The organism is Clavibacter michiganensis, from assembly GCF_002151125.1.
GTDB classification, from domain to species: Bacteria; Actinomycetota; Actinomycetes; order Actinomycetales; family Microbacteriaceae; genus Clavibacter; species Clavibacter michiganensis_C.
This window is the reverse complement of sequence record NZ_MDJZ01000004.1, coordinates 58,672-83,480: the sequence shown is the minus strand read 5'-3', so window position 1 is coordinate 83,480 and position 24,809 is coordinate 58,672. Positions and strand designations below refer to the sequence as shown.

27 protein-coding genes, 1 tRNA gene and 1 other RNA gene are annotated in these 24,809 nt (G+C 72.6%); 15 read left to right on the top strand and 14 right to left on the bottom strand.

What is annotated here, in order from left to right; all coding sequences use genetic code 11:
* Positions 1 to 20: 20 nt before the first annotated feature.
* A complete protein-coding gene (gene glnA / locus BFL37_RS01760; protein ID WP_053774499.1) occupies positions 21 to 1,358 on the bottom strand; it encodes a type I glutamate--ammonia ligase in 1,338 nt (445 codons plus the stop codon).
* Positions 1,359 to 1,443: 85 nt separating this feature from the next.
* Between glnA and panB the strand changes: the two genes are divergently transcribed.
* Complete coding sequence (panB, locus tag BFL37_RS01755; protein WP_086513457.1) at positions 1,444 to 2,313, top strand: 3-methyl-2-oxobutanoate hydroxymethyltransferase; 870 nt, start codon at positions 1,444 to 1,446, stop codon at positions 2,311 to 2,313.
* A 9-nt stretch (positions 2,314 to 2,322) separates the two neighbouring features.
* Here panB and BFL37_RS01750 read toward each other — a convergent pair whose 3' ends face one another.
* On the bottom strand, positions 2,323 to 2,505 hold the full coding sequence (locus BFL37_RS01750) for a hypothetical protein (RefSeq protein WP_086513456.1): 183 nt from the start codon (positions 2,503 to 2,505) through the stop codon (positions 2,323 to 2,325).
* A gap of 74 nt (positions 2,506 to 2,579) precedes the next feature.
* Between BFL37_RS01750 and ppgK the strand changes: the two genes are divergently transcribed.
* Positions 2,580 to 3,401 carry a polyphosphate--glucose phosphotransferase gene (gene ppgK / locus BFL37_RS01745; protein WP_086513455.1) on the top strand — a complete coding sequence of 274 codons (822 nt, stop codon included), beginning with the start codon at positions 2,580 to 2,582 and terminating at the stop codon, positions 3,399 to 3,401.
* Positions 3,402 to 3,470: 69 nt separating this feature from the next.
* On the opposite strand, the gene rnpB is transcribed toward ppgK, so the two are convergent.
* The 7 genes from rnpB to BFL37_RS01710 form a co-directional block, all read right to left on the bottom strand.
* Positions 3,471 to 3,852: RNase P RNA component class A (gene rnpB / locus BFL37_RS01740), an RNA gene on the bottom strand.
* Positions 3,853 to 3,898: 46 nt separating this feature from the next.
* Positions 3,899 to 4,633 (bottom strand): zinc ribbon domain-containing protein, encoded by a 735-nt coding sequence (locus tag BFL37_RS01735; protein WP_086513454.1) that lies wholly within the window; start codon positions 4,631 to 4,633, stop codon positions 3,899 to 3,901.
* A gap of 91 nt (positions 4,634 to 4,724) precedes the next feature.
* Entirely contained in the window at positions 4,725 to 5,552 is an 828-nt protein-coding gene (locus BFL37_RS01730) for a Nif3-like dinuclear metal center hexameric protein (RefSeq protein ID WP_086513453.1), read from the bottom strand.
* Between the two features lie 51 nt (positions 5,553 to 5,603).
* Positions 5,604 to 5,795 carry a hypothetical protein gene (locus BFL37_RS01725; RefSeq protein WP_086513452.1) on the bottom strand — a complete coding sequence of 64 codons (192 nt, stop codon included), beginning with the start codon at positions 5,793 to 5,795 and terminating at the stop codon, positions 5,604 to 5,606.
* A gap of 92 nt (positions 5,796 to 5,887) precedes the next feature.
* Positions 5,888 to 6,499: an energy-coupling factor transporter transmembrane component T gene (locus BFL37_RS01720; RefSeq protein ID WP_086513451.1), complete on the bottom strand. Its 612-nt coding sequence runs from the start codon at positions 6,497 to 6,499 to the stop codon at positions 5,888 to 5,890.
* On the bottom strand, positions 6,496 to 7,200 hold the full coding sequence (locus BFL37_RS01715) for an energy-coupling factor ABC transporter ATP-binding protein (protein WP_086513450.1): 705 nt from the start codon (positions 7,198 to 7,200) through the stop codon (positions 6,496 to 6,498). Before BFL37_RS01715 ends, BFL37_RS01720 begins: the two co-directional genes overlap by 4 nt.
* Complete coding sequence (locus BFL37_RS01710) at positions 7,197 to 7,838, bottom strand: biotin transporter BioY (RefSeq protein ID WP_086513449.1); 642 nt, start codon at positions 7,836 to 7,838, stop codon at positions 7,197 to 7,199. Before BFL37_RS01710 ends, BFL37_RS01715 begins: the two co-directional genes overlap by 4 nt.
* Positions 7,839 to 7,915: 77 nt before the next feature.
* On the opposite strand from BFL37_RS01710, the gene BFL37_RS01705 reads away from it, so the two are divergent.
* Positions 7,916 to 8,506 (top strand): TetR/AcrR family transcriptional regulator C-terminal domain-containing protein, encoded by a 591-nt coding sequence (locus BFL37_RS01705; protein ID WP_086513448.1) that lies wholly within the window; start codon positions 7,916 to 7,918, stop codon positions 8,504 to 8,506.
* A 42-nt stretch (positions 8,507 to 8,548) separates the two neighbouring features.
* Here the strand turns inward: BFL37_RS01705 and BFL37_RS01700 are convergent.
* Positions 8,549 to 8,621 (bottom strand) — tRNA-Val (locus BFL37_RS01700).
* A gap of 91 nt (positions 8,622 to 8,712) precedes the next feature.
* Between BFL37_RS01700 and BFL37_RS01695 the strand changes: the two genes are divergently transcribed.
* Positions 8,713 to 9,402 (top strand): hypothetical protein, encoded by a 690-nt coding sequence (locus BFL37_RS01695; RefSeq protein ID WP_086513447.1) that lies wholly within the window; start codon positions 8,713 to 8,715, stop codon positions 9,400 to 9,402.
* A gap of 24 nt (positions 9,403 to 9,426) precedes the next feature.
* Here BFL37_RS01695 and BFL37_RS01690 read toward each other — a convergent pair whose 3' ends face one another.
* A complete protein-coding gene (locus tag BFL37_RS01690; protein WP_012038310.1) occupies positions 9,427 to 9,900 on the bottom strand; it encodes a peroxiredoxin in 474 nt (157 codons plus the stop codon).
* A 239-nt stretch (positions 9,901 to 10,139) separates the two neighbouring features.
* On the opposite strand from BFL37_RS01690, the gene aceE reads away from it, so the two are divergent.
* The 6 genes from aceE to BFL37_RS01660 all read left to right on the top strand — a co-directional run bounded on the left by aceE (position 10,140) and on the right by BFL37_RS01660 (position 17,839).
* Entirely contained in the window at positions 10,140 to 12,866 is a 2,727-nt protein-coding gene (gene aceE, locus BFL37_RS01685) for a pyruvate dehydrogenase (acetyl-transferring), homodimeric type (RefSeq protein ID WP_086513446.1), read from the top strand.
* A gap of 16 nt (positions 12,867 to 12,882) precedes the next feature.
* Positions 12,883 to 14,157: a PucR family transcriptional regulator gene (locus BFL37_RS01680; protein ID WP_086513445.1), complete on the top strand. Its 1,275-nt coding sequence runs from the start codon at positions 12,883 to 12,885 to the stop codon at positions 14,155 to 14,157.
* A gap of 94 nt (positions 14,158 to 14,251) precedes the next feature.
* Positions 14,252 to 15,172: an ACP S-malonyltransferase gene (locus BFL37_RS01675; protein ID WP_086513444.1), complete on the top strand. Its 921-nt coding sequence runs from the start codon at positions 14,252 to 14,254 to the stop codon at positions 15,170 to 15,172.
* A gap of 31 nt (positions 15,173 to 15,203) precedes the next feature.
* Complete coding sequence (locus BFL37_RS01670; protein WP_086513443.1) at positions 15,204 to 16,217, top strand: beta-ketoacyl-ACP synthase III; 1,014 nt, start codon at positions 15,204 to 15,206, stop codon at positions 16,215 to 16,217.
* A gap of 53 nt (positions 16,218 to 16,270) precedes the next feature.
* Positions 16,271 to 16,519: an acyl carrier protein gene (locus BFL37_RS01665; RefSeq protein WP_012038305.1), complete on the top strand. Its 249-nt coding sequence runs from the start codon at positions 16,271 to 16,273 to the stop codon at positions 16,517 to 16,519.
* Between the two features lie 78 nt (positions 16,520 to 16,597).
* Positions 16,598 to 17,839, top strand: coding sequence for a beta-ketoacyl-[acyl-carrier-protein] synthase family protein (locus tag BFL37_RS01660; protein ID WP_086513442.1), 1,242 nt, complete (start codon positions 16,598 to 16,600; stop codon positions 17,837 to 17,839).
* A gap of 84 nt (positions 17,840 to 17,923) precedes the next feature.
* Here the strand turns inward: BFL37_RS01660 and BFL37_RS01655 are convergent, their stop codons facing one another.
* On the bottom strand, positions 17,924 to 18,442 hold the full coding sequence (locus tag BFL37_RS01655; RefSeq protein ID WP_012038303.1) for a DUF3145 domain-containing protein: 519 nt from the start codon (positions 18,440 to 18,442) through the stop codon (positions 17,924 to 17,926).
* 265 nt (positions 18,443 to 18,707) lie between these two features.
* On the opposite strand from BFL37_RS01655, the gene BFL37_RS01650 reads away from it, so the two are divergent.
* Positions 18,708 to 19,310 (top strand): PadR family transcriptional regulator, encoded by a 603-nt coding sequence (locus BFL37_RS01650; RefSeq protein WP_086513441.1) that lies wholly within the window; start codon positions 18,708 to 18,710, stop codon positions 19,308 to 19,310.
* Between the two features lies 1 nt (position 19,311).
* Here BFL37_RS01650 and BFL37_RS01645 read toward each other — a convergent pair whose 3' ends face one another.
* The gene (locus BFL37_RS01645) at positions 19,312 to 20,163 is read right to left on the bottom strand and encodes a DUF1684 domain-containing protein (RefSeq protein ID WP_086513440.1); all 852 of its coding nucleotides are present in this window, start codon (positions 20,161 to 20,163) and stop codon (positions 19,312 to 19,314) included.
* Between the two features lie 95 nt (positions 20,164 to 20,258).
* On the opposite strand from BFL37_RS01645, the gene BFL37_RS14545 reads away from it, so the two are divergent.
* The gene (locus tag BFL37_RS14545) at positions 20,259 to 20,447 is read left to right on the top strand and encodes a hypothetical protein (protein ID WP_172403716.1); all 189 of its coding nucleotides are present in this window, start codon (positions 20,259 to 20,261) and stop codon (positions 20,445 to 20,447) included.
* 66 nt (positions 20,448 to 20,513) lie between these two features.
* Here BFL37_RS14545 and BFL37_RS01635 read toward each other — a convergent pair whose 3' ends face one another.
* Positions 20,514 to 22,184, bottom strand: a complete 1,671-nt coding sequence (locus tag BFL37_RS01635; RefSeq protein WP_086513438.1) for a bifunctional 3'-5' exonuclease/DNA polymerase — start codon at positions 22,182 to 22,184, stop codon at positions 20,514 to 20,516.
* Positions 22,185 to 22,441: 257 nt separating this feature from the next.
* Between BFL37_RS01635 and BFL37_RS01630 the strand changes: the two genes are divergently transcribed.
* The 3 genes from BFL37_RS01630 (at position 22,442) to BFL37_RS01620 (ending at position 24,783) form a co-directional block, all read left to right on the top strand.
* Positions 22,442 to 22,645 (top strand): cold-shock protein, encoded by a 204-nt coding sequence (locus BFL37_RS01630; RefSeq protein WP_012038298.1) that lies wholly within the window; start codon positions 22,442 to 22,444, stop codon positions 22,643 to 22,645.
* 116 nt (positions 22,646 to 22,761) lie between these two features.
* The gene (locus BFL37_RS01625) at positions 22,762 to 23,049 is read left to right on the top strand and encodes a hypothetical protein (protein WP_086513437.1); all 288 of its coding nucleotides are present in this window, start codon (positions 22,762 to 22,764) and stop codon (positions 23,047 to 23,049) included.
* A gap of 168 nt (positions 23,050 to 23,217) precedes the next feature.
* Positions 23,218 to 24,783: a sugar transferase gene (locus tag BFL37_RS01620; protein WP_086513436.1), complete on the top strand. Its 1,566-nt coding sequence runs from the start codon at positions 23,218 to 23,220 to the stop codon at positions 24,781 to 24,783.
* Positions 24,784 to 24,809 lie beyond the last annotated feature (26 nt).

Below are 24,809 nucleotides of genomic sequence, written 5' to 3'. Positions count from 1 at the left end.
GGGCCCGCCGGGGATCCGGGTCAGAGCATCTCGAGGTTCGAGCGCAGCTCGTACGGCGTCACCTGGGCGCGGTAGTCGCGCCACTCCTGCCGCTTGTTGAGCAGCACGTAGTTGAACACCTGCTCCCCCAGCGTCTCCGCGACGAGCTCGGAGCGCTCCATGAGCTGGATCGCGTGGTCGAGGCTCGACGGCAGCGGCGCGTACCCGAGGGCGCGGCGCTCGGCGTCGCTGAGGCTCCACACGTTGTCCTCGGCCTCGGCGGGGAGCTCGTAGCCCTCCTCGATGCCCTTGAGGCCGGCGGCCAGCATCAGCGAGAAGGACAGGTACGGGTTCGCCGCCGAGTCGATGGCGCGGTACTCCACGCGCGAGCTGTTGCCCTTGTTGGGCTTGTACAGCGGGACGCGCACGAGCGCGGAGCGGTTGTTGTGGCCCCAGGTGACGAAGCTCGGCGCCTCGCCGCCGCCCCACAGCCGCTTGTACGAGTTCACGAACTGGTTCGTGACGGCCGTGATCTCGGGGGCGTGCTTGAGGAGGCCCGCGATGAACTGGCGGCCGATCGTGGAGAGCTGGTACTCGGCGCCCGACGCGTAGAACGCGTTGACGTCGCCCTCGAAGAGCGACATGTGCGTGTGCATCCCGCTGCCGGGCTGCGCCGCGAGGGGCTTCGGCATGAACGTCGCGTAGACGCCCTGCTCGATCGCCACCTCCTTGATGACCGTGCGGAACGTCATGATGTTGTCCGCGGTGGTGAGCGCGTCCGCGTAGCGGAGGTCGATCTCGTTCTGGCCGGGGCCGGCCTCGTGGTGGCTGAACTCGACCGAGATGCCGAGGTCCTCGAGCATGCGCACCGAGCGGCGGCGGAAGTCGTGCGCAGTGCCGCCGGGGACGTTGTCGAAGTAGCCCGCCGCGTCCACCGGCTCGGGCCCGTCGACGCCGAACTCGCTCGACTTCAGCAGGTAGAACTCGATCTCGGGGTGCGTGTAGAAGGTGAAGCCGCGGTCGGCCGCCTTCTCCAGCGTGCGCTTGAGGACGTTGCGGGGATCCGCGATGGCCGGCTGCCCGTCGGGCGTGGAGATGTCGCAGAACATGCGCGCGGTCGGGTCGATCTCGCCGCGCCACGGGAGGATCTGGAACGTCGTCGGATCCGGATGGGCCAGCATGTCGGCCTCGTACGACCGGGTGAGGCCCTCGATGGCCGAGCCGTCGAACCCGAGGCCCTCGGCGAACGCGCCCTCGACCTCGGCCGGGGCGATCGCCACGGACTTCAGGGTGCCGGTCACGTCGGTGAACCACAGGCGCACGAACTTGATCCCGCGCTCCTCGATCGTCCGCAGGACGAAGTCACGCTGCTTGTCCATCCACCACCCTCTCGTCGGAGTCCAACCTACCGGCTGACCAGGGGGCCGGCCGAGCCGGCGCGGGGCCCGCCGTAGACTCCGTGACATGCAGAGCCCCGACGCTGCCGTCTCCCCGTCCGATCCCGCCCGCCTCCCGAGAGAGCCGTCCGCGGGACCCCGGCGGGTGCGCATCCGCCACTTCGCGCGCGCGAAGGAGCAGGGGCTCAAGATCACGGGCCTCACGAGCTACGACATGCTCACCGCCAGCGTGTTCGACGAGGCGGGCATCGACTTCCTGCTCGTCGGCGACTCGGCCGGCAACACGGTGCTCGGGTACGACACGACCGTGCCGGTCACGGTGGACGAGCTCATCCCCCTGGCGCGCGCCGTCGCGGGATCCGCGCAGCGCGCGCTCGTCGTCGCCGACCTGCCGTTCGGGTCCTACGAGTCCGGCCCCGACCAGGCGCTCGCCACGTCGGTGCGGTTCATGAAGGAGGCGCGCGCCCACGCCGTGAAGCTCGAGGGCGGGGTGCGCAGCGCCGAGCAGATCCGCCGCGTCGTGTCCTCCGGGATCCCGGTCATGGGCCACGTCGGCTTCACCCCGCAGAGCGAGCACGGGCTCGGCGGCCACATCATCCAGGGGCGCGGCGACGCCGCCGAGGCGCTGCTCGCGGACGCGCGCGCCGTCGAGGAGGCCGGCGCCTTCGCGGTGGTCCTCGAGATGGTGCCGCAGGAGATCGCCCGCCGCGTGAGCGAGGAGCTCGGGATCCCCACCATCGGCATCGGCGCGGGGAACGGCACCGACGGGCAGATCCTCGTCTGGACCGACTTCGCGGGCCTCACCACCGGGCGCGTGCCGCGCTTCGTGCGTCGCTACGCGGACATGCGCGCCGTGCTGCTGGACGCGGCGACGCGCTACCGCGACGACGTCGTCAGCGGCGCGTTCCCCTCCGAGGCGGAGAGCTACTCCGACTGACCCGCGGGATCAGTCGTCGTCGCGGTCCTCGGCTGCCCACTGCTCGGCGCGCTCGCGCAGACGCTGCGGCGCCCTCGCCGCCTCCTCCGCGGTGGCGAACGGGCCGATCCGATGGGCTGCCGGGGACAGCATCCCCTTCTCCACCTCGCCCGTGCGGTCGTCGTACCAGTACTGCTCGTCGCTGTCGCTCATGCTGCCGATGCTAGGCCCGTCCGCACCGCGTGCGGCGGCCGGACCGGGCCGGACGAGCCGGTAGGGTCGCTTCCATGAGCGACGACGCGACGACCGCAATCGGCATCGACATCGGCGGGACCGGCATCAAGGGCGCCATCGTGGACGTCGCGACCGGCGAGCTGCGCAGCGAGCGCGTCAAGCTGCCGACGCCCCAGGGCGGCGAGCCGGACGACATCGTCGCCACCGTGAAGCAGATCATCGACGAGCTCGGCGATGTCCCCGCGGGTACCCCGCTCGGCGTGTGCTTCCCCGCCGCGATCGTTCACGGCACGACCATGTCGGCTGCCAACGTCTCCCCCAGCTGGATCGGCCTCGAGGCCGAGAAGCTGTTCGAGGAGCGCCTGGGCCTCGAGATCACGTTCGTCAACGACGCCGACGCCGCCGGGTACGCCGAGGCGCGCTACGGCGCGGCCAAGGACGTGCGCGGCCTCGTCATCATGACCACGCTCGGCACGGGTATCGGCACGGCCCTCATCCACGACGGCGTCCTGATCCCGAACGCGGAGCTCGGCCACATGGACGTCGCCGGCCGCCGCGACTTCGAGCGACGCGCCTCGTACGCCGCCAAGGAGCGCGCGCACCTCAACTGGAAGCGCTGGGCGGCCCGGCTGCAGGTGTACTACGGCCAGCTCGAGAAGCTGATGTGGCCCGAGCTGTTCATCGTCGGCGGCGGCGTCTCCAAGAACCACAAGCACTTCCTCCCGCTGCTGCGCCTGCGGACGCCCATCGTGCCCGCGGAGCTGCGCAACAATGCCGGCATCATGGGCGCGGCGGCCCTCGCGGCGCACGCGGTCGGCGCGAGCACCCACGCGCCCGCGTCGGACCTCGTCGACAAGACGAAGCCCGAGGACTGACCCGCAGCCAGCGCGCACGACGAAGCGGCCGGATCCCGAGGGGATCCGGCCGCTCCTGCGTGCGTGGTACGGATGGGCCGGCTGATACGCCGGGTTCTGTCCCGGTGCCTCGCGGCACCATGGACGGCCATCTATCTCGGAGCTGCGTCACCGCAGCCCTCCAGCGGTCTACCCGGGGACTGGACGAGCAGCCTGTGCGTCCCCTGTTCGACCTTGCTCCGGGCGAGGTTTGCATAGCCGACCCGATCACTCGGGCCGCTGGTGGTCTCTTACACCGCCGTTTCACCCTCACCCGCCGCTTCCGCGACGGGCGGTCTGCTCTCTGTTGCACTGTCTCGCGGGTCGCCCCGGGTGGGTGTTGCCCACCGCCCTGCTCTACGGAGCCCGGACGTTCCTCGACGCGGTCTCCCCCTCTCGGGATCCTCCGCGGCGCGACCGTCTTGCCGACCCATCCGCGGGGACGAGTCTAGGGCAGGCGTCCGCGCGCGAGCGTCCCGCTAGAGGCCGGACTCGTCGGTGCGCACGAGGATGGCGTTGCTCTCGGGATCGATGACCACGTCGTCGGGCGCGCGCTTCCGCAGCGCGTCGAGGTCGCTCTGGTGCAGGGCGATGTTGCTGCCGAGCGAGATGCCGCGGTGCAGCATCGCGGCGCCGACGCCGTAGCGGGCGCGCTGCTTCTCGTACAGGGCGAGGAGGTCCTCGGGGAACCTCGGTGCCAGCGCGTCCCGGTCCTCCTGCGCCTGCTCGACCTGCACGCGCAGCTCGACGGCCGCGGCGTCGCGCTGCGCCTCGACCGCGGCGATCCGCTCGGCCAGGCCGTCGCGCTCGACGACGACCTCGGCCTGCGCGGCCTGCGCCTCCTCGAGCCGCTGCATCACCTCGAGCTCGACCTCCTCGAGCGTGTCGCGGCGTCGCAGCAGCGACTCCAGCTCCCGCTCCAGCGCCTGGACGTCCTTGGAGCTGCCGCCGGCCTCGATGCGGGTGCGGTCGCGGTCCATGCGCGCCTGCACGACGGCGACGTCGGACTCGATGCGCGTCAGCTCGGTCTGCGCGTCCTCCACCACGCCGGTCCGCTCGCCGAGCCGGCGGCGGACGACGTCCATCTCCCGCTGCAGCCCGTCGATCTCCTTCAGCTGCGGGAGCTGCCCCAGCTGGCGCCGCAGGTGCGTGAGCCGGGTGTCGATCTCCTGCAGGTCGAGGAGCTCCTTCTGGATGCTCGGATCGGCTTTCATGCTCTCCCTCTCGTGGTGCGGCTCCGCCTGTCGGCGGGGCGTGCGCGCGGTGCGTGTCGTGGGTGCGCGGGCTCGGCCGCGGGGCGGGCGGTCACTGCGTGACGACGAAGTCCCACGGGTCCGTCCGGATGTCGCTCACGGTGACCTCCACGTCGGGCAGCGCCGAGCGCAGGGTGTCGGCCGCCTGGTCGAGCCACAGCCACTCGCTGGCCCAGTGGGAGGTGTCGATGAGGTACGGGGTGCCGTCCCGCAGCGCGGCGGACTCGCGCGCCTCGCTGGCGGGGTGGTGCCGCAGGTCGGAGGTGACGTAGACGTCGGCGGCGGTCACCTCGGGCGCGGAGAGCAGCGAGTCCCCCGCTCCGCCGCACACGGCCACGCGGGTGACGGGCGCGTCGTAGGGCCCCGCGACGCGGATCCCCGTGGCCGTCGGCGGCAGGATGCGTGCGAGCTCCCCGGCGAGGCGGCCGAGCGTCGTGGGTGCGGGGAGGTCGCCGACCCGGCCGATGCCGCGCACGCCCCCCTCGGCCGGATCGATCGGGCGGATGGTCTCGGGCACCAGTCCCAGGAGCGCCGCGAGGCGCCCCGACGTGCCCTCCTCCACCACGTCGGCGGTCGTGTGCGACGCGTGGAGGGCGCAGCCGGCGCGGATGAGGTCGGCGAGGAGGCCGCCCTTGTAGCCGGTCTCGGCGATGGTCGTGACGCCGCGGAGGAGCAGCGGGTGGTGCACGAGGAGCAGGTCGGCATCGGCGGCGACGGCCTCGTCGACCGTCGCGCGGACGGCGTCGACGGCGAGGTGGATGCGGCGGACGGGCTGACGGGGATCCCCCGAGACGAGGCCGGAGGCGTCCCAGTCGGAGGCGCCCTGCGGCGGCCACGCGTCCTCGACGACGCGGACGACGTCGGCGAGGGTGGGGATCACGTGCCCATCGTAACGAAGGGGCGGCCGCGGCCCGTCACGGGTCGAGCGGGTTCAGCCTCGGCGCGGGCCGCGGCGGGGACGGTCGTCGTCCTGCGGCGCGGAGTGCGCGGCGTCCGGTGACGGCACGAGGGGGTCGAGCGGCCAGAGGCTCCGCTGGGCGGATCCGCGGTGTGCGCTGGACCCGTGCGTCGCGGCGTCGACGACCGACCAGGAGGCGGCGTCCTCGGCCGTGTCGGAGCTCATGGGTGGATGCTACCGCGACACGCCCGCGGCGACACGGCGCACGCGGCCCGCGGACATCGCCATCCCGGCACCGGGCGACGGGCGACGGGACGTCACCTGACCCCGCGGGCCGTGAGCGCGTCGCCCAGCTGGTCGGCGTGCTTGAGGGACACGATGAGGAAGGGCACGACGAACGTGGGGAGACCGGGACCGGCACCCCGTGCCCGCTGCGCCTCCCGGACCTCGCCCGCGAGGCGTCCCAGCACGGGGACGGTGCCGGCCGTCACCGTGAGGAGCAGCGAGATCCGCTCCGTGTCCACCCCGAGCCGGCGCAGCGGGCTCAACCCCCGCTCGATGCTGTCGAGCAGCTCGGTCATGGAGGTGGTGAGGACGAGCAGGCCGGCGACGGCGATGGCCGACGTGACCCGCGCCGTGTTCGCCACCGCGGGCTCCGGGCCCAGCAGCAGGAGCTGGCTGACGAGCGTGAACAGCATCACCCAGCGCACGGCGCGCACCTGGCCGCCGAGGCGGCGGAGCCCCAGGCGGCCGTCGCCCAGCTGCGCCGACGCGTACGCGAGGACGGCGACGGCGACCGCGGCGCCGGCGGCCCACCAGGTGGAGGGCAGGAGCGAGACGGCGAGGACCACCACCATGAGCAGGACCAGCTCGGGCCCGGCGGGCATGCGCTCGAGGCGTCCGGCGCGGCGGGGATCGTCGGGCGTCACCCGAGCATCGCCTCGTACTCGGCGATCACGACCGCCGGATCGCCCGCGCGGATCAGCCGGCCGTCCGCGAAGAGGACGGCGGCGTCGCACCGCGCGGCGGCGGCGAGGTCGTGGGTGACGAGCACGAGCCGGTGGCCGTCCTCGAACAGGTGGTCCGCGACCCTGCGGGCGTTCCTGGCGTCGAGGTACGCCGTGGGCTCGTCGGCGATCACGAGCTCCGGACGGCGGACGAAGGCCCCGGCCAACGCGAGCAGCTGCTTCTGCCCGCCCGACAGCTCGTGCGACGAACGGGCGGCGAGGTCCTGGATGCCGAGCCGCCGGAGGGCCTCGGCGACGCGCGCGTCCGACTCGGCGCGCGGCAGGCGCTCCGGCCGCAGGGAGAAGGCGACGTCCTCGGCGACCGTGGGCATGACGATCTGCGCGTCCGGGTTGCTGAACACGAGGGCGACGCGTCGTCGCAGCTCGCGGGATCCGCGGTCCGGGTCGACGCCCAGCACGCGCAGCTCCCCCGTCGTCCGCGCCACCAGGCCGCCGATGAGCCGGGCGAAGGTGCTCTTGCCGGAACCGTTCTCCCCCACGACGGCGATCGTGCGGGCGTCCATGTCGAGGGTCACGTCCCGGAGCGCATCGACCTCGCCGAGGCGGACGCCCACGCGCTCGAGGTGCAGCGGCGCGGTCCGCGTCCCGTCCGTCGGGGTCACCGGGCGGTCGCCGCCGCGGCGTCCCGCCGTGCCGCGTCCCCGCCGGACGTGCGACGGAACGCGCGCGGGTACCCGCGCACGAGCGTCATCACGATCCCGGTCGCGATGGCCGCCTTGAAGAGGTCGCCCGGGAGGAAGACGAGGCTGGTGACCACGGTCTCGAACAGGGGCAGCCGGGTGACGAGGCTCTGCACGGGGATGCCGACCGCGTAGACGACGACGATCCCGCCGGCGACCATCGCGACCGCGGTGCGCCATGCGGTGGGCCGCCTCCCGCCGAGGTGCACGAGCCATCCGACGACGGCCGCTCCGAGGATCCACCCGACGAGGTAGCCGGCGGTGGGGCCGAGGAACACGCCGAGGCCGCCGGTGCCCCCGGCGAGCAACGGGAGGCCCACGGCGACGAGCGCGAGGAGGACGGCGACGGCCAGCGCTCCGAGGCGGGCCCCGAGGACGGCGCCCGCCAGCATCACGCCGAGGGTCTGCGCCGTGATCGGCACTCCGCCGAGCACGCTGATGCTGCCGGGGAGCCCCAGGACGGCGACGACCGCGGCGAGGACGGCGACGCGGGCGAGGTCGGTGGCGTCGAGGCGCGCTCGGCGCTCGGCGCGGACGGGGAGGGAGCGGGAGGGCGTCATGGGCTTCCTTCGGCGGGATGCGGCGGGCTTCGTCCTGAACGACGTTCACCTGAACGGCGTTCACTATAGTGGCGAGCATGGCACGGGCGCAGGCGACGGGGCGGCACACCCGCGACGACGTCGCCCGCACCGCGCTGCGCATCCTCGACGAGCACGGCCTGCCGGACTTCACGATGCGGCGGCTGGGAGCGGCTCTGGAGGTCCAGCCGAGCGCCCTCTACTGGCACTTCCCGGACAAGCAGAGCCTGCTCGCGGAGCTGGCGGACCGGATCGTCGCGGAGGCCGCTGCGCCGGGGCGCGAGGAGCATCCGGCTGCGGAGTGGCGCGAGCGCGTGCGCCATGCCGCGACGTCCCTCCGTGCCGCGCTGCTCGCCCATCGCGACGGCGCCGAGGTCGTGGCGAGCACCACGGCGATGGGGCTCGGAGCGACGGCCGCCCGCGACGCGCTGTCCGCGGCCGTCGCCGGCGGCGGGTTCGGCGAGGCGGACTGCGCCCGTGCGGCATCGGCGGTCCTGCACTTCGTCCTCGGCCACGTGGCGCACGAGCAGCAGCGCATCCAGCTGGACCGGCTCGGCCTGCTGCCCGTGGGAGGGGTGGAGGAGGATCCGGCGCGGGACTTCGCCTTCGGGGTGGAACTGCTCGTGCGGGGCCTCGGGACCCTCGTCTGATCCGGCGAGCGGTCGGGCCAGGCCGCGGGGCGGGTGCGGGGGTGGGCCCTGCCGGGCTCGAACCGACGACATCCACGGTGTAAACGTGGCGCTCTACCAACTGAGCTAAAGGCCCCTGCGTGCCGTCACCGGGCGCGCGGCCATGCTAGCCGACCGCGTCGGCGCGTCCCGTCCCGGCAGGCGGCGGGCGCCATAGCCTCTCCCCCGTGCCCATCCACCCCTCCCGCCGGACCGTCGCGGAGCCGCGCTGGCCCGCCGCCGTCGGGCTCGTCGCCGCCGTCGCTCTCTACGGCGTCGCGCCGACGGCCGTCCCCGCCCTCGTCCGCGTCGCGGTGGTGGTGATCGCCGTGGCCCTGCTCGTGCCGCTGGTGGCGCTCAATCCGCGCCGCCTCACCCGCGAGACCGCCTGGTCGCGCGGGCTCGGCGTCGCGCTCGGCGGGCTCCTCGTGGTCGCGAACCAGGTGAGCCTCGTCGTCCTGGTGATCGCGCTGGTCGACGCGTCGGAGGCGGGTCCGGAGCTGCTGCTCACGGCACTGCAGGTGTGGTCCACCAACGTCCTGGCCTTCGCCGTCGTCTTCTGGGAGCTGGATCGCGGCGGGCCGGTGGCGCGCCGGACCCGCGCGCGCACCGCTCTCGCGCCCGCCGACTTCCGCTTCCCGCAGGACGAGGACTCGGGCGCCGTGTCGGAGGTCGCCCGCCGTTCGTCGGAGCACGCGGACTGGGCACCCGGCTTCGTCGACTACGCCTACCTGTCGCTCACGAACTCGATGGCCTACAGCCCGACCGACGTCATGCCGCTCTCGCATCGCGCCAAGGCGCTCATGGCGGCCCAGGCGTTCGCCGGCTTCGTGATCCTCGCGCTCGTCATCGCCCGCGCGGTCAACATCTTGAGCTGACGCGCCGCGGTGGCGACGGGCGGATCAGGCGGGGACGAGCGCCAGGTCGCGGATCGCGGTGCGGTACGCCTCGAGCTCGCGTGCCTCGCCGGGCGCCGTGATGAAGCTGCCGCGGATGATGCCGCGGGTGTCGATGAGGAAGGTCGCGCGGTTGGCGAAGCCCTTCTCCTCGAGGAACACGCCGTACTCCTTCGCCACCTGGCCGTGCGGCCAGAAGTCGGCGAGGAGCTGGAAGTCGATGCCCTGCTGCTGGGCCCACGCCCGGAGGGTGTGCTTGCTGTCGACGCTGATGCCGATGAGCTCCACCCGGCTGTCGGCGAAGAGGCCGAGGTTCTCCTCGAGCTGGCACATCTCGCCGGTGCAGGTGCCGGAGAAGGCGAGGGGGAAGAAGACGAGGGCGACCGCGCGGTGTCCGCGGTACTCGCTCAACCGGACGCGCTCGCCGAACTGGTTGGCGAGCTCGAAGTCGGGAGCCTGTGTGTCGTTGGCCAGGGCCATGGGGGCGGATCCTTCCGTGCCGGCAGATGTCCCCTGTCTGGCACGAGTGTCGAGCTTACGCCGGGGATCCTCGATGTCCAGCGCCCGGGGTCGCGGCCGGTCGCCGAGGGCGCGCCGCCCGTCGTCCGTGACCGTCGGTCGGCATGGGTAGGCTGGCTCCTGGCGTACGCGCGGTCTCGCACCCTTCGAGCCCCGTGGCACCGAAGACGATGTCTGCACACCACAGGAAGAGGTCGAGGGTGACTGTCAACGACCAGGATCCGTACTCGGTGAACCACACCGACCAGGATCCGGAAGAGACCGCCGAATGGAACGAGTCCCTCGACGGGCTCGTCGAGACGCAGGGCCGGGGTCGCGCACGCGACGTCATGCTCAGCCTCCTCAAGCGCTCGAAGGAGCTGCACCTCAACGTGCCGATGGTCCCGACCACGGACTACATCAACACCATCGCGCCGGAGAACGAGCCCGACTTCCCCGGTGACGAGGACCTCGAGCGCCGCTACCGCGCGTGGATCCGCTGGAACGCGGCCGTCACGGTGCACCGGGCCCAGCGCCCCGGCATCGCGGTCGGCGGCCACATCGCGACCTACGCCTCCTCCGCCGCGCTCTACGAGGTCGGCTACAACCACTTCTTCCGCGGCCAGGACCACCCGGGCGGCGGCGACCAGGTCTTCGTGCAGGGGCACGCCTCCCCCGGCACCTACGCGCGCGCCTTCCTCGAGGGCCGCCTGAGCGAGCACCAGCTCGACGGCTTCCGCCAGGAGAAGAGCCATGAGGGCGGCGGGCTGTCGTCGTACCCGCACCCCCGCCTCATGCCGGAGTTCTGGCAGTTCCCCACGGTCTCGATGGGCCTCGGCCCGATCAACGCGATCTACCAGGCGCAGGCGAACAAGTACCTCACCAACCGCGGCATCAAGGACGCGTCCGACCAGCAGGTCTGGGCGTTCCTCGGCGACGGCGAGATGGACGAGGTCGAGAGCCGCGGCCAGCTCCAGGTCGCGGCGAACGAGAAGCTCGACAACCTCAACTTTGTCATCAACTGCAACCTCCAGCGCCTCGACGGACCCGTCCGCGGCAACGGCAAGATCATCCAGGAGCTCGAGAGCTTCTTCCGCGGCGCCGGGTGGAACGTCATCAAGGTCGTCTGGGGCCGCGAGTGGGACGACCTGCTCGCCCGCGACACCGAGGGCGCGCTGCTCGACCTCATGAACCGCACGCCCGACGGCGACTACCAGACCTTCAAGGCCGAGAGCGGCGCCTACATCCGCGAGAACTTCTTCGGGCGCGACGAGCGCACCGCGAAGCTCGTCGAGGGCTACACCGACGACCAGATCTGGAACCTCAAGCGCGGCGGCCACGACTACCGCAAGGTCTACGCGGCGTTCAAGGCGGCGAGCGAGCACACGGGCCAGCCCACGGTGATCCTCGCGAAGACGGTCAAGGGCTACGGCCTCGGCCCGAGCTTCGAGGGCCGCAACGCGACCCACCAGATGAAGAAGCTCACGCTCGACAACCTCAAGCAGTTCCGCGACGAGATGCGCGTGCCGATCACGGACGCCCAGCTCGAGCAGGACCCGTACCTGCCGCCGTACTACCACCCCGGCCAGGACGACGAGGCGATCCAGTACATGCAGGAGCGCCGGCGCGCGCTCGGCGGGTACTCCCCCGAGCGCCGGACCAACCACACGGCGATCTCGCTGCCCGACGACTCGGCGTACCGCATCTCCAAGAAGGGCTCCGGCACGCAGGAGATCGCCACGACCATGGCGTTCGTCCGGCTCCTGAAGGACCTGATCCGCGCCAAGGACTTCGGCAACCGCGTCGTCCCGATCATCCCGGACGAGGCCCGCACGTTCGGCATCGACGCCTTCTTCCCGACGGCGAAGATCTACAACCCGAACGGCCAGCACTACACGTCGGTCGATCGCGAGCTGCTGCTGTCCTACAAGGAGAGCCCGCAGGGCCAGATCGTGCACGTGGGCATCAACGAGGCGGGCGCCCTGGCGGCGTTCACCAACCTCGGCACCACGTACTCGACGCAGGGCGAGCCGCTCATCCCGATCTACGTCTTCTACTCGATGTTCGGGTTCCAGCGCACGGGCGACGCGATCTGGGCGGCGGGCGACCAGATGGCGCGCGGCTTCCTCATCGGCGCCACCGCCGGCCGCACGACGCTCACGGGCGAGGGCCTCCAGCACGCGGACGGCCACTCGCTCGTCCTGTCGCAGACGAACCCGGCGATCGTGTCCTACGACCCGGCGTACGCCTACGAGATCGGGCACATCGTGCGCACCGGCCTCGAGCGCATGTACGGCGGCGAGCACGAGGACCCGAACGTCATGTACTACCTCACGGTGTACAACGAGCCGATCATCCACCCGGCCGAGCCCGAGGGCGTCGACGTGGACGGGATCGTCCGCGGCGTCTACAAGCTCAAGGACGGGTGGACCGACGGCCCGAAGGCGCAGCTCATGGCGTCCGGCGTCGCGGTACCGTGGGCGCTCGAGGCGCAGCAGCTGCTGGCCGACGACTGGGGCGTGTCCGCCGACGTGTGGTCCGTCACCTCGTGGGGCGAGCTGCGCCGCGACGGCCTGGCGGCGGAGGAGCACAACCTGCTCCACCCGCACTCCGAGACCCGGGTCCCGTACCTGCAGGAGAAGCTGCGGCACGCCGAGGGCCCGTTCGTCGCGGTCACCGACTTCTCGCACGCCGTCCCCGACCAGATCCGGCAGTTCGTCCCCGGCGACTACTCGACGCTCGGCGCCGACGGCTTCGGCTTCTCGGACACGCGCCCGGCCGCCCGCCGCTTCTTCGCGATCGACGGCCCGTCGATGGTCGTGAAGACGCTGCAGCGCCTCGCGAAGCAGGGCAAGGTCGACCAGGACGCGCCGAAGTGGGCGATCGACAAGTACCGCCTGCTCGACGTCAACGCCGGCACGACCGGATCGGCGGGCGGCGAGGCGTGAGCTGCGCCGACCTGACGTGAGCCCGAGCGACCGGCACGACACCGACGTGGAGACCGGGGAGACGAAGGCGGAGACGCTGACGTGGCTCCGGTCCCTGTCGGGCGAGCTCGCGAGCGCGACGCTCAAGCGGCTGGAGGACACGCTGCCCTGGTACGGCGACATGCCGCCCGGGCGGCGGTCCGCCGTCGGCCTCGTCGCCCAGGCGGGCATCACGTCCTTCATCCACTGGTACGACGACCCGGACTCGACGCCGTGGATCGCGGCGGACGTCTTCGGCGCCGCACCGCGTGAGCTCCTCCGCTCGGTGAGCCTGCAGCAGACGCTGCAGCTCATCCGGGTGACGGTGGAGGTCGTCGAGGACCGGGTGCGCGACCGACATCGCACGGTGCGCGACGCGATCCTCCTCTACTCGCGGGAGATCGCGTTCGCGGCGGCCGACGTCTACGCGCGCGCCGCGGAGGCCCGCGGCCTGTGGGACGCCCGGCTCGAGGCGCTCGTCGTCGACAGCATCCTCTCGGGCGAGTACGACGACGAGCTGCCGTCGCGGATCGCCGCGCTCGGCTGGCACGGCCACGGCGAGGTGTCCGTGCTCGTCGGCACCGCGCCCGCGGTGCTCGACGTCGACCAGCTCCGCCGCACGGCGCGTCACCTCGACGCGGACGTCCTCATCGGCGTCCAGGGCAGCCGCCTCGTCCTCGTCATCGGGCGCGCGTCGCCTGCCGTCGTGGATCCGGAGGCCGCCGCGCCCGAGACCCCTCCCGTGTCCTTCCTCGAGATCGCGACGCAGCTCGAGCCCGGGTTCGGGACGGGCCACCTGGTGCTCGGCCACGAGGTGCCCAGCCTCGTGGAGGCGTCGCGGAGCGCGCGCGCGGCCCTCGCCGGCTTCGCCGTGGCCCGCTCGTGGCGCAACGCCCCCCGGCCCACGCTGGCCGACGACCTGCTGCCGGAGCGCGCCCTCGCCGGCGACCCGCTGGCGCGGTCCACCCTCATCAACCGGATCTACAAGCCGCTGCAGGCGCACTCCACCGAGCTGCTCGCCACGCTGTGGTGCTACCTCGACACCGGCCGCTCGCTCGAGGCGACGGCGCGGGAGCTGTTCGTCCACCCGAACACCGTCCGGTACCGCCTCAAGCGCGTCTCCGACGTGATCGGCTGGGATGCGACGGGTGCGCGCGAGGCGCTCATCCTCCAGGCCGCGCTCATCATCGGCAGCATCGCCGAGGCGGGGACGACGGTGCCCAAGCAGCAGGGGTCGGGTCGTGCCCGTCCGAAGCGCCAGGCGGCACGGTGACGCACCCCGCGTGTGGCATCGTCACAATGTCGTGGCGGATCCTCTGTGGGATGTCGACTCCGGCGGTCCCGGACGCGGGCGGGAGGATGGACGGATGATCATCGTCGTCTGCCCGGGTCAGGGCTCCCAGAAGCCCGGCTTCCTCTCCCCCTGGCTCGAGCACCCCGAGCACGCGCGGCGACTCGGCGAGCTGGGTGACGCGGCCGGCCTCGACCTGGTGACCCACGGCACGACGTCCGACGCCGACACGATCCGCGACACCGCCGTGGCGCAGCCGCTGATCGTGGCGGCCGGCATCGTGGCGCTGCACGCGCTCCTCGCGGACGGTCGGGACGCCTACGTCGCCGGCATCGCGGGCCACTCGGTCGGGGAGATCACGGCCGCGGCCGGTGCCGGGATCATCACGGACGCCGAGGCCATGGCGGTCGTCCGCACCCGCGGGGACGCGATGGCCGAGGCCGCAGCCGTCACGCGCACGGGCATGAGCGCCGTCGTCGGCGGCGACCAGGACGCCGTCCTCGCCCGTCTCGCCGAGCTCGGGCTCGAGCCCGCCAACTTCAACGGCGGTGGCCAGATCGTCGTGGCCGGCGCCCCCGAGGCACTCGCGGCGCTCCAGGCGGAGCCCGTCCGCGGCACGCGCGTCATCCCGCTGCAGGTGGCCGGCGCCTTCCACACGCACCACATGGCGCCCGCCGTCGCGGAGCTGCAGGCCGCGGTCGCGCCGCTGGCGCCCCGGGATCCGCGCTTCCCGATCTGGACGAACCGCGACGGCAGCCGCGTCGAGTCCGGTGCCGCCTACCTCGACCTCGTAGTCGGCCAGGTGGCGAGCCCCGTGCGCTGGGACCTGTGCATGGAGGCGTTCGACGCCGCCGGCGTCACCGGCCTCATCGAGGTCGCCCCCGCCGGTGCGCTCACGGGCCTCGCCAAGCGCGGCCTCAAGGGACTGCCCACGCTCGCGCTCTCCACGCCCGACGACCTCCCGGCGGCCATCGACATGCTCGACGCGCACGCCTGATCCCGCCTCACCCGACACCGAACAGGCACACATGACCGCCCAGCCCCGCCCCACCATCCAGACCGCGCCCGTGGTCGAGCGCTTCACCCGCATCTGGGGCCTCGGCGCCGCCCGCGGCGAGCTCGACGTCCCGAACGACGACCTCGTCGGGCCCATCGACTCCTCCGACGAGTGGATCCGCCAGCGCACCGGCATCATCACGCGCAAGCGCGCCGGGGCCGACGTCGACGCCGTGGACCTCGCGACGACGGCCTCGCTCGAGGCCATCGCGAAGGCCGGCATCCGGCCCGAGCAGATCGGCATCGTGCTCGTCTCCACCGTCAGCAACACGGTGCAGACCCCGTCGATGGCCGCGCTCCTCGCCGACCGCATCGGCGCCAACCCGGCGCCCGCCTACGACATCTCCGCCGCATGCGCCGGATACACGTACGGCATCGCGCAGGCGGACTCCTTCATCCGGTCGGGCCTCGCGGAGTACGTCCTCGTGGTCGGCGCCGAGAAGCTGTCCGACATCGTGGACCCGACCGACCGCTCCATCTCCTTCCTGCTCGGCGACGGCGCCGGTGCGGCGATCGTCGGCCCCAGCGACACCCCCGGCATCTCGCCGACCGTATGGGGCTCCGACGGATCGAACTGGGACGCGGTCGGCATGACCGGCACCCTGAAGAGCATGCGCGACGGATCCGCATGGCCGACGCTCCGCCAGGACGGCCAGAAGGTCTTCCGCTGGGCCGTGTGGGAGATGGTCAAGGTCGCCAAGGAGGCCCTCGACCGCGCCGGCATCGCGCCCGACCAGCTCGCCGCCTTCATCCCCCACCAGGCCAACATGCGCATCGTCGACGAGTTCGCGAAGCAGCTCGGCCTCCCCGACTCGGTCGCCATCGCGCGCGACATCGCGACCACGGGCAACACCTCCGCCGCGTCGATCCCGCTCGCCACCCACCGCCTGCTCGAGGAGGACCCGTCGCTCTCCGGCGGCCTCGCCCTGCAGATCGGGTTCGGCGCGGGACTCGTCTTCGGCGCGCAGGTCGTCGTCCTGCCCTGAGCCCCACCGCCCCATAAGCTGTTCCGGTCATCACGAACCACGAGGAGATACACATGGCACTGTCCACCGAAGAAGTCCTGGCCGGCCTGGCCGAGCTCGTCAACGACGAGACCGGGATCGCCACCGACACCGTCGAGATGGACAAGTCGTTCACCGACGACCTGGACATCGACTCGATCTCGATGATGACGATCGTCGTCAACGCCGAGGAGAAGTTCGACGTCAAGATCCCCGACGAGGAAGTCAAGAACCTCAAGACCGTCGGCGACGCGGTCACGTTCATCACCAACGCGCAGTCCTGATCGCGCGGAGCTGGCCGGTCCCGGATCCGGGGCCGGCCATCTCCCTCCCCCGTTCCCGACGTCGAGGAGACGCCACGCATGACCACCCCCAAGAAGATCGTCGTCACCGGCATCGGCGCGACGTCGCCCCTCGGCGGCACGGCCGAGGACACCTGGCAGGCGCTCCTCCGTGGCGAGTCGGGCATCAGCGCCCTCGAGCAGGACTGGGTCGCGAAGTGGGAGATCCCCGTCACCTTCGCCGGACAGGCCAAGGTGCCGTCCTCCGAGGTGATGCAGCGCATCGAGACCAAGCGCCTCGACCCCTCCAGCCAGTTCGCCCTCACGGCGGCCCGTGAGGCCTGGGCCGACGCCGGATCCCCCGAGGTCGACCCGCTCCGCTTCGCCGTGGACTGGGCGACCGGCATCGGCGGAGTGTGGACCCTGCTCGACGCGTGGGACACGCTGCGCGAGAAGGGCCCGCGTCGGGTCCTCCCCATGACCGTCCCCATGCTCATGCCCAACGGCCCCGCGGCCGCGGTCGGCATGGACCTCGGCGCGCGCGCCGGCATCCAGACCGTGGTCTCCGCCTGCGCATCCAGCACCGAGTCGATCGCGAGCGCCTACGAGCACCTCCAGGCCGGGCGCGCGGACATCATCGTCGCCGGCGGATCCGAGGCCTCCATCCACCCGCTGCCCATCGCGTCGTTCGCGGCGATGCAGGCGCTCTCCAAGCGCAACGACGACCCGACGCGCGCCTCGCGTCCGTACGACATCGCGCGCGACGGCTTCGTCCTCGGCGAGGGCGGCGCCGCGCTCGTCCTCGAGACCGAAGAGCACGCGAAGGCCCGCGGCGCCCGCATCTACGCGGAGCTCGTCGGCGGCTCGGTGACGAGCGACGCGTTCCACATCACCGCCCCCGACCCCGAGGGCACGGCGGCGGCGCGCGCCATGATCCAGACCATCGAGGGCGCGGGCTACTCGCGCGGCGACGTGTCCCACATCAACGTCCACGCGACGAGCACGCCGGTCGGGGACATCGCCGAGTACAAGGCGCTCGAGCGCGTGTTCGGCGACGCCGTGCACGGCATCCCCGTGAGCGCGACCAAGGCGTCGACGGGTCACCTGCTCGGCGGGGCGGGCGCCATCGAGGCCGTCTTCACCGTGAAGGCGCTGGCGGAGCGCACCGCTCCCCCGACGATCAACCTCACGGAGCAGGATCCCGACATCCCGCTCGACGTGGTCACGTCACCCCGCTCGCTCGGCGACGGCGACCTGCTCGCGATCAGCAACTCGTTCGGCTTCGGCGGGCACAACGCCGTCATCGCGTTCCGCAGCGTCTAGCCGCATGCACGACGAGAGGCCCCGACCGGATGGTCGGGGCCTCTCGTCGTGCAGGGCGCGGGGAGGAGCCGCGCGGGGATCGGGTCAGCCGACCTTGTGCAGCCAGACGACCGGGCTGAAGTCGCTCGCGTGGCGGAAGGCCTCGAGCTCGTCGTCCCAGGCCTGCCCCATGGCGAGGCGCAGCTCGCGGTGGAGCTCCAGCGTGTTGGATCCGGCGACGTCGAGCGCGTAGCGGATCCGGTCCTCGGGGATCACCGTGTTGCCGGCGGTGTCGGTCTGCGCGAAGAAGACGCCGAGGTCGGGCGTGTGCATCCAGCGCCCGCCGTCACGGCCGGGGCCGGCGTCCTCGGTGACCTCGTAGCGGAGGTGCTCCCAGCCGCGGAGGCCGCTGGCGATGGCGGCGCCGGACCCTTCCGGGCCCTCCCAGTAGTACTCGGCGCGCATGGCGCCCTTGAGCACCGGTTGCGGGTCCCACGTGAAGTTCACGGCGTGACCGAGCGCACGACCGGCGGCCCATTCGACATGGGGGCAGAGCGCGCGAGGGGAGGAGTGCACGTAGAGCACTCCTCGAGCCGGTCTTGAGTTGGCGACGGGTGCTTCCATGGGTCTCCTCCATCCGATCAGATGCGTCTTCCCCAACGATCTGCGTGCGATGGACGAGCTCCACACCTGCCGGTGCGGCCGGCGCGAGCGCCGACGGGTCCCATCATGGCGGGTGATCCTGTGCGCGGGCAACACGCGGGTCGCGACGCGCCGGTGCGGCGCCGGCGCGGACGGTTCCCGCGCCTCGGCGGGTCCGACCGGGATGCATGCCGGGAATGCCTAGGCTCCAGGTGGCGGTCCGCGGGGACCGGGAGACGAGGCGGGCATGTCGGTGCGCCATGCGCTGCTCGCGGTCCTCACCGAGGGCACCTGCTACGGGTACCAGTTGCGGACCGAGTTCTCGCGACGCACGGGGACGGCGGCTCCGCTCAACGTCGGTCAGATCTACAACACGCTCGACCGGCTCGAGCGCGACGGCCTCGTCGTCAAGGGCGAGACGGATGACGCGGGGCACGTGCCGTACACGATCACCGAGGCGGGGATCGCCGAGGTCGACGCGTGGCTCGCGGCGAGCGTCGGAGCCGTCGGGGCGCGTGACGAGCTGCTGGTCAAGGTCACCCTCGCGCTGTCGCTCCCCGGAGCCGACGCGCGCGAGGTCGTGCGGATGCAGCGGGAGAGCTCGCTGGCCGAGTCGGCCGCGCTCGCCCGGGCGCGCGAGGAGCTGGAGGCGGAGGGCGGCGAGCTCGCGCTGGCCCGCCTCCTGGCCGTCGAGGCGCAGGAGGCGCAGGTCGACGCGCGCCTGACGTGGCTCGACCGGGCGGAGCGCCGGATCGGCGACGCGCGTGCGACGGGCACGCGACCCGCGGGGCTCGCCGCCGCTCCCCGTCGAGGTCGTCCGGCGCGCCCGCCCGGCGGATCCGACGCCTGAGTCAGTGCAGCAGGCCGCCGCCGGTGGCCAGCACGTTCTTCTCCCCGGCCTCGATGGGAACGGCGAAGCGGTTCTGCTTGGGCGGCATCGGGCAGTTGAAGTTGTAGCTGAACGCGCACGGGGGCAGGTAGGCGCGGTTGAAGTCGAGGGTGATCGTGCCGTCCGGGGAGGGCGCGACCATCAGGAACCGTCCGACGCCGTAGGTGGACTCGCCGCTGGTGGCGTCCGAGAAGACGAGCAGGAGCGCGCGTCCCTCGCGGAAGGCGGCGAGCGAGTAGTCGACGCCGTCCTTCGTGAAGGTGATCTCGCCGGGCACGATCTTCTCCTTCGTGGCGCCGTCGTCCTTGAGGTGCTCGAAGCCCATGACGCGGCCGCCCTCGATGGGCGTGAAGTCCGCCTCCACGACCCACTCCTCGGAGTACGGGAACGCGTCGATGCCGCCGAAGTCGCGGATCGCGTCGGACTGCGCGTCCCACACGCGGAGCGCGTACGTGCCCTCCTCGCTCGCGATGACGAAGGCCGACACCGTGTCGCTGGCGACGACGGACGACGGCTTCGGGTCGTCGCGACCGCGGACGATCGCCTCGCCGTCCACGAGGACGCCGTCGACGCGGAGCCCGTCCGCCGCGGTGGCCTCGACGCGCAGGCCGGAGACGCCGGGCTCGAGCGGCGACCAGGTGCCGGGGATCCCGAAGACGGGCTGCGGCGCGGCGTCGTGGGAGATCCACTGGGTGTTGACGAGCGCCAGGTTCCCCTGCGGTAGCACCACCATCTGCTCGCGCCGCGAGCGGTAGACGGCGAGGACCTCCGCCGGATCGGTGGGTGCGGGGGCGGCGGTCGCGGGATCGGTCATGGTCCCATCCTCGCCGTCGGGGGGCCGCCGGCCAAGTCGTCCGCGTGTCCGCCGCCGGGGTTCCCCGCGGCGCAGCGCGAGCGTACGGTCGGACCATGAGCACAGATCACGAGAGCACCTCCACCGACGACGACGGCACGACGACGCACACCGAGGAGCACGAGGAGTCGTCCTCCTCCGCGGTCACGACGGAGAGCGGCTCGGACGGGTCGACCCCCGACGGCTCCGGCAGCAACTCGGGCGACGGCGACGACCACACGGGTGACGTCGCCTCCGGCGGCTGATCCTCCCGACGGCACCACGACGCCCGGTCCCCCGAGGGGCCGGGCGTCGTCATGTCCGGGCTCGGCTCACTTGGCCTGCGCGTAGTCGTCGACGACGGCGATCGTGACGGGGAAGTCGACGGGCGCGTCGCCGAACAGCAGGCGGCCGGCCTCCGCGGCGGCCTCGGCCACGGCCCCGCGCACCTCGTCGACGCGGTCGTCCGGCGCGTGCACCATGACCTCGTCGTGCAGGAAGAAGACGAGGTGCGGGCGGGAGCCGGGTCGCTCCATGGCGGCCAGCCGTCGCCGGAGCCCGGCCAGCCAGCAGAGCGCCCACTCGGCGGCGCTGCCCTGGACGACGAAGTTGCGCGTGAACCGCCCCTGATCGCGGGCGGACGTGCGGGCGCGGGCGGCGTCGGCCGCCGACGCCTCGCCCGCGCGGCCGATCTGCTGCACGTCGAGCCACCCGTCGCCGGGAGGCGGGGACGACCGCCCGAGCCGCGTGCTCACCACGCCCCCGCTCTCCCCCGCCCGCGCCGCGCGCTCCACGTATCCGGTGGCCCGCGGGTAGGCACGCACGAGCCGCGGCATCAGGCGGCCGCTCTCGCCCGAGGTCGCGCCGTACATGGCGCCGAGCATCGCGACCTTGGCGTGCGCGCGCGTGTCCACGACGCCGGCGTCGACGAGGCCCTGGTACAGGTCGGTGCCCCGGCCGGCGTCGGCCATGGCCCGGTCCTCGGCCAGCGCCGCGAGCACGCGCGGCTCGAGCTGCGCGGCGTCGGCGACGACGAGCCGCCAGCCGGGATCCGCGCGGACGGCCGAGCGGATCTGCCGGGGCAGCTGCAGCGCACCGCCCCCGTTGGCGGCCCACCGGCCGGTGACGACGCCGCCGGGCACGTACTCGGGGTGGAAGCGGCCGTCGCGGATCCACGTCTCCATCCAGGTCCAGCCGTTGGCGGTGAGCAGGCGGGACAGCTTCTTGTGCTCCAGGAGCGGGGCGATGACGGGGTGGTCGATCTCCTGCAGCTCCCACTGCCGTGTGCTCGACGCGTCGATGCCGGCCCGGCGGAGCGCCCGGAGCACGTCCGGCGGGCTGTCGACGTTGAGGTCGGGGGCGGCGAGGATCTCCCGGATCCGCGCGGCGAGGCGCAGGAGCGCGGGAGGCGCGCCGCCGTGCGCGGGGCGTCCGCCGAGCAGGTCGACCAGCAGCGCGTCGTGGACGGCGGTGTCCCACGGCAGGCCGTCGGCGGTCATCTCCGCGGCCACGAGGGCGCCGGCCGACTCCGCCGCGAGGAGGAGGCGCAGGCGGCCGGGCTCCGCGCTGGTCGCCACCGCCTCGAGCTGGAGCCGGAGCTCGGCGACGAGCTCGTCCGGCGAGCGGCCCTCGGGTGCGTCGAGGTCGTCGAACAGGGTCGCGGAGGCTGAGGGCTCGCGCTCGGCAGGGGCCGCCCGGTCCCAGGGGCCGGCGGGCTGCCGGGCGAGCGCGCTGTCGGCGGTCTGCGTCGAGAGCCGGAGGATCGCGTGGCAGAGCCGCAGGTCGTGGCACCGGGCAACGCGCACGCCGGCCGCGATCAGCTGACGCGCCCAGACGGCGGTGTCGTCCCACACCCAGCGGGGAGCGGGGTTCGCCCGCTCGCGCGCAGCGGCGACCGCGGGCCAGCCGGCGGTGGGGACGTCGCGCACGCCGGTGACGACGCCGGTCGCGTCGAGGTCGACGAGCCGCACGCCGGAGGGCGTGCGCGCGACCAGGATGTGCATGCCCTCATCATCCCGCCCGCGTCCGACGCCGATCCGCTCCCGGTGGCGCCCGCCGCTCCCCCACAGGGCGTCACGGAGGGAAACACCGGACGAGAATCTGCGCGCATCCCCCGTTCGCGCCGTTTCACCCGCTAGGGTTGGTCACAAGTCGTCAGCTAGTCACGATCCGCCCGGTCCGCCGGAGGGATCACGAGGGGCAGGCGACCCGCGGTCCCGGGTCCCGGGATCGATGCATCTCTTTTGAAGGAAATTTCGTCATGGCAACAGGCACCGTCAAGTGGTTCAACGCTGAAAAGGGCTTCGGCTTCATCGCTCCCGACAACGGAACCGCGGATGTGTTCGCTCACTACTCCGCGATCGCGACGGGCGGCTACAAGTCGCTCGACGAGAACCAGAAGGTCGAGTTCGAGGTCGCCCAGGGCCCCAAGGGTCCTCAGGCTGAGAACATCCGCCCGCTCTAATGCCACCCGCTCGCCTCTGGTGAGCGCAGCACGCTGAGCTTCCGAGAACGGCTCCGACCATGTGGTCGGGGCCGTTCTCCATTTAACGCGTCGGCTCGCGTGCGTCACCATGGACCGTGCCCTCCTATCGCATCACCATGACCGTCGGCGCGCTGCGACCGGGTGCCGACCCCGCCGCCGTGCTCCCGGCCGCCGCGGCGGAGGCCGCCCGCCTCGCCACCCTCGAGGCAAACGACATCCAGGTCGTGCGCGGTGAGCCCCGGTTGTCCGTGCGGTTCACCGCGGAGGACGACCAGGCGGCGGAGCGCATCGCCGGCGCCGTCCGGGCTCGCGCTGCCGGGCTCGTGGACATCCCGCGCGCGAGCATCACGCGCCGCGACGGAGGGACCTGGACGCGGATCTGACCGGCCCGGGTCCGCCCGGATCAGCGCCTCGCCCTGCGTGACCGTCCCGCGAGCGTCGCGTCGGGGCCCGACAGGCCTGCGCCGCCGAGGACCGGCGGCGACGCCTGTAGTCTCGACCCCAAGAGCCGACGTCGTCTCAGGGGGACGCACCATCGGCTTGGGGGGACGATGATCGAACAGAAGACCACGCAGGACGCAGGAGCACGGGAGGCCGGCACGCGTCGGCGTGCGACGGGCAGATCCGCCAAGGGCGCGCGCCCGGACGTCGGACCGCTCACCGAGGCCGACGGTGCTCGGGCGCACGACTGGCGCCGCGTCTACGCCATGGGCCTCGTCGTCACCGACCTGCTCGTGCTCATCTGGGTCGTCTTCGGCGTGCAGATCGCGTGGTTCGGGTTCGAGACCTCCGACGTCCAGTTCACCGGCCGCCCCGAGGACGTCGCCGTCAGCTACTCGGTCATATCGGTCGTCATCATCGCGAGCTGGATGGTCGCCCTGGGCCTGTACGGCACCCGCGGCTACCGCGTGCTCGGCACCGGCCCCCAGGAGTACCGGCTGATCCTCGACGCGACGGTGCGTCTGTTCGGCCTGGTCGCCATCGTCGCCTTCCTCGGCCGCATCGACTTCGCCCGCGGCTACGTCATCATCGCCCTGCCCCTGGGCCTCGTCACGCTCGTCCTCAGCCGCTGGATGTGGCGGCAGTGGCTGAACGTGCAGCGGGCCAAGGGCCGCTACTCGTCCCGCGTGCTGCTGATCGGATCCGAGGCGTCGACGGGCTTCCTCGCCCGCGAGCTCGCCCGCCAGCCCTACGCCGGGTACCACGTGGTCGGGGCGTGCATCCCCTCGGGCGTCATCGCGGCGACGCTGCCCGGCACCGGGATCCCCGTGCTCGGCAAGCTCGACGACCTGCAGGCCGCCATGCGCGCGGTAGACGCGGACACCATCGTCATCGCCAGCAACGACGAGCTGTCGCCGGAGCGGATCCGCGAGCTCAGCTGGTCGCTCGAGCCCGGTCGCCAGCACCTCGTGGTCGCGCCGAGCCTCACCGACATCGGCGGCCCCCGCATCCACACCCGGCCGGTCGCCGGCCTGCCGCTCATCCACGTGGAGACGCCGCGCTACGAGGGCACCAAGCTGTTCGCCAAGCGCGCCTTCGACATCGTCGCGAGCACGCTGATCCTCGTCGTCGCCTCTCCCCTGCTCCTCGTCATCGCGATGACCATCCGGCTCAGCACCCCGGGGCCCGTGCTGTTCCGCCAGGAGCGGGTCGGCATCAACGGGCGCCCGTTCCAGATGCTCAAGTTCCGCACGATGGTCACGGACGCGGAGGCCCGCCTCCTCGAGCTCGAGAAGCAGTCGCGGGATGCCGGCAACTCCGTGCTATTCAAGATGAAGGACGACCCGCGGGTCACCCCGATCGGTCGCTTCCTCCGCCGGTACAGCCTCGACGAGCTGATGCAGCTCGTGAACGTCCTCAACGGCAGCATGTCGCTCGTGGGTCCGCGCCCGCCGCTGGCGCGCGAGGTGGAGGCGTACGAGACGAAGGTGCACCGGCGCTTCCTCGTGAAGCCCGGGATCACCGGGCTCTGGCAGGTGAGCGGCCGCTCGAACCTGTCGTGGGAGGACAGCGTGCGGCTCGACCTCTACTACGTCGAGAACTGGTCGATCGTGGGGGATCTCGTGATCCTGTGGAAGACGGCACGGGCTGTGCTGCGGCGTGAGGGGGCGTATTGACGGCCGGCGCGACGAGTGATCGGGAA